The organism is Corynebacterium sp. HMSC058E07 (assembly GCF_001809885.1).
GTDB classification, from domain to species: domain Bacteria; phylum Actinomycetota; class Actinomycetes; order Mycobacteriales; family Mycobacteriaceae; genus Corynebacterium; species Corynebacterium macclintockiae.
Genome location: NZ_KV799269.1, coordinates 3464 through 6735, shown reverse-complemented (window position 1 = coordinate 6735; position 3272 = coordinate 3464). Strand labels below are relative to the sequence as shown.

Sequence of the window (3272 nt, the reverse complement as noted above, 5' to 3'; positions counted from 1 at the left end):
ACCTGCACAAACAGAATAGTTATATTCTAAGAGCTGGAATTTGGGACAATCCCCTCCCCGCCAAGCCCCCGAAAGGCCGGTTTCCAGACAATTCCCGAATAAGAGGCTCAATTTCACACCCCTACTCAGGTATCCCCCGCCCCCGTTTAGCCTGTCTATGAGCCTTACAGAGCTTCGACCTCGCGGCCACCTCAGCCAAAAAAGTGTACAAACTTACGCTCGCGAACCGCATCGGCACATCTTCAAAGGGGCATTGTCCCAAATCTTCGAGTTATTGAAAGTAGCGGGTCTACAGCAAAAAATCGGGAGCCTCTGACCTGCACAAACAGAATAGTTATATTCTAAGACGTGGAATTTGGGACAACACCCTCCGAAACTGTCCGCATTTGTGGCTCCGGGGGACGTCAGGCGCCGGTCAGTGCCCGGTCAGACGCGGACCGGCGCCCGGCCACGTGGGGTTTCAGCCACGGACCGGGGCGGGACAACGTCAGGGGCAGGCAGCGCAGCCGGGGCGGGACAACGTCAGGGGCAGGCAGCACAGCCGGGGTGCCGGTCAGGCCCCCGGCGCACCCCAGGGTGCCGGTCAGACCCCCGGCGCAGCCGGGGTACGGTCAGGCGCGGCGCCGGCCAAACCAGCCCAGCGCGATCGCCAGCACCAGCCCGGCCGCAGCCACCGCAAGGTACCGCCCGACGTAATCGGCGCTGGTCTGCGGAGTTTTCGGCGGGGCGGGAGTAGTGTCCGCTGTCAGTACGCTCGACGTGTCACGTCCGCTGGTGATGTCCTGGATCCAGGACTTGGCGTCCGAAAGGGTGGTGATGGCCGCAGTCGGCGATGGCAGGTCCGGGTCTCCGTTGGCCGTGCCCGCGGTGGCGAGGCCCGCGAGCTTGCCGCCGACGAAGAACGGCGCGCCCGAGTCGCCGCCCTGCATTGCGGCGCGCGTGAGGGACTCTGCCTCGAGGATGCCGCCGACGATCTTTGGCATGACGCCACCCTCCCCATCCGCGGCAACCTCACCGCCGCCCATGGCGATGTCGGCGGGGACGGACTCCACGCCATCGGGGCTGGGAGCTTCAGCGCTGGCGGCAGCGCCGGGGGCGGGGGATCCGGGCTCCGGCATGGAGCCGTCGCCGCGGAGGATCTGCGGCGCACCCGCGCCGCCGGAACCGCCGGGGGCGGGGATGGATTCCGTGCCGCCCTCAACGTGCGGCGCACCGGCACCCGAGCTTTCACCGTCACCCGCGCCAGCACCCGCGCCACCGCCGGCGCCCGGCCCAGCGAGAATCTCCCGCACTCGCATCCGTGCCACAGGCAGCTGCCCCTTGCGCGCCATCAGCGAGCTGCTACTCCAGCCGTAAAGATTCCCCTCGTCGCCCTGGGCGGGCATACTATCGGCCAGCTTTGCCGGCTCGACCCCCTCGACGGGTCGGGTGAGGTGCAAGAGGCCGGCGTCCATAACAGGCGACAGGGACCACGAATCAGCGTCGTACACAGTGCCTGCGATGCGCGCCTGCGTGCCCTCGTTGGCGACGGACTCCAGGCAGTGGCGCGCGGTCAGGACCCACTGCGGCGCGACGAGCGTGCCCGTGCAGTCTCCGAAGTTGCCCACACGGCCAATCCGCAGCGAGGCGACAGTCCGCGATTCCGCGTTGTCGGGTGCGTGCTCGCCGTACTCCATGGCGCTGGCCGGGGCGACGCACGCGCCGCTCAGGGCTGCTACAGCCGCGACGGCTGCTGCTCTAGAGGCTAGTTTCTTCATGTTCGTCCTCATGCTCGTTCTCCCGCGATCAGTCGGACAGTCTGCGCGACGCATCGTTCCGCCGGCCCCTGCCCTGCAAACAACTTCTTCGCCGGCCCGCTGGCCAGCTTCTTCCACACCCACGCGAACACCAGGAACGCCGCGATAAACGCCGCCGCCCACAGGTCGGAGTGCAGGGACACGTGCGTCTGCCACCACAGGGCCGTCAGCACGTGCAGGATGTACACCGTCAGCGCCATGGAACCCAGCGCAACCAGCGGATTCCCCGCGCGCACGTGGCGCCCGACGATCATGCACAGGTGCAGCACGATGGCGGCGACGGCGATGGAAAGCACGATCTCGCCCAGCACGCCCGTGTGCCCGGTCGCGCGCGCCCACCCGGGCAGGTCGGTCTGGAATCGCAGGTAGAAGCCTGCTGCTGCGGCGAGGCACGCGATTGCGGTTGTTAACTTTTGGACGCCACCAGCCCCAGAGCCGTCCTTCCCCACGTACACGTCGAAGAGGATCATCCCGGCCAGGATGTACGCGACCCACGCGAGGTGGGGGTACGGAAGCGGAAGTTCCAGCGGGGCGTAGCGCCACGTGGCGGCGGCTGTGGCGATCAGCAGAAGCGCGGCCTTTGCGGCCGTCGGCAGTGGAGGTACCCAGGCGGTGGCGAGCATCGTCGCGCCGAGGACGACCAGCACGACCTGGATCTCCCCGCCAGCGGGCAGGAGTGCCAGGCCGATGAGGGTGATGATCGCGCCGCGGGCTGCAAGCTTCGCGATGGTCTGCGTTGGGGTGGCGGCGCGGCGGGTGGCGTTGTTCCAGATGAGCATCATGGTCACGCCTGCGATCACCGCGAACAGTGCGGCCGGAAGTCCCGACAGGATCACCTTCGCCTGCCACAGCGGGTGTCCCAGGTGCAGGTAGATCATTCCGAGGATTGCCAATCCGCGGGCGATATCCAGCCCGAGGATGCGCGGGCGCTTTTCCCCGCGGTCTGTGCTGCGGTCTGTGCTGCGGTCAGCGCTACGGGCTGCGTCGCGGCTTTCCCCGCGGTCAGCGTTTGCCGATCCGTCGGCGGCCGTTCCAGCGCTGCTGCTGGCGCCGTTACCAGCGGTTTCGTCTCCGCGTGCTTTCGCGGAGCTCTTAGAGGTAGGTGTTCTAACCACCCGGCTGTCTCCTTTTTCAGTTCTCAAATATCGAAGCAATCCGCATCGCGTCGGCGAGCGCACATTTTGTCATGCTGTCGCACAGTTCACGTACCAGCGCACAGTTCGCGTGCTCGCGCACACCGTCCGCGCACCAGCGCACAACCGGCGCGCCAACGCTCTTAAGCGGAACCATCGTCATTTCTAGCTCTCGAACATTGAATCCCCCTGCCCCGAAATTGTGAGCAGCCTGTAAGTTCCTCTTAAGTTTCCCCCACCCTGGCATCAACGAGCCTGAAACCCCACTTCACGGCGACTTTTCGCGCCACAATGGCACCCTCTCGACAGGACAATGTCCCAAATCTTCGAGTTATTGAAAGTA

At 66.0% G+C, this 3272-nt stretch carries 2 protein-coding genes; both read right to left on the bottom strand.

Annotated elements, in window-relative coordinates; translation table 11 throughout:
- Window positions 1-611: 611 nt before the first annotated feature.
- Entirely contained in the window at window positions 612-1757 is a 1146-nt protein-coding gene (locus tag HMPREF2678_RS03705; protein WP_070550966.1) for a trypsin-like serine protease, read from the bottom strand.
- Between the two features lie 8 nt (window positions 1758-1765).
- Window positions 1766-2674, bottom strand: a complete 909-nt coding sequence (locus HMPREF2678_RS03700; RefSeq protein WP_070550968.1) for a DUF418 domain-containing protein — start codon at window positions 2672-2674, stop codon at window positions 1766-1768.
- Window positions 2675-3272: the final 598 nt, after the last annotated feature.